Consider the following 354-nt stretch of genomic DNA (forward strand, 5'->3'; position numbering starts at 1 on the left):
ATCCTTGAAAATTTTCAAATAATCCTCTGCGATCAGTCTAGTCGCCTCTTTGTCACATTTGAATTGAAAAATATTTTTGCAATATCTGAAAAATTAGAATTGTCCGTGATGTAGTATTTAACATCTCCATGGCTGAGCCTATCTGTCTCTGCATCGTTCTCAGCAAGATATCGAACTAATACATTCGCAATCCCTCTTCCTGCGTCAACCAAATTAACATTTTTTCCTAAAACATCTCTTATAACTTTTTTCAATAGAGGAAAATGAGTGCAACCAAGAACTAATGTGTCAACGCCTTCATCCTTGAAAATTTTCAAATAATCCTCTGCGATCAGTCTAGTCGCCTCTTTGTCA

Annotated in this window: 1 protein-coding gene; it reads right to left on the bottom strand. The window is 35.9% G+C overall.

The features are described 5' to 3' along the window. Window positions 1-32 precede the first annotated feature (32 nt). A partial coding sequence (locus tag ACYVTD_RS18225) for a glutamate racemase (protein ID WP_461249013.1) occupies window positions 33-354 on the bottom strand: 322 nt, incomplete at its 5' end.

Source organism: Treponema sp. R6D11 (genome assembly GCF_054786075.1).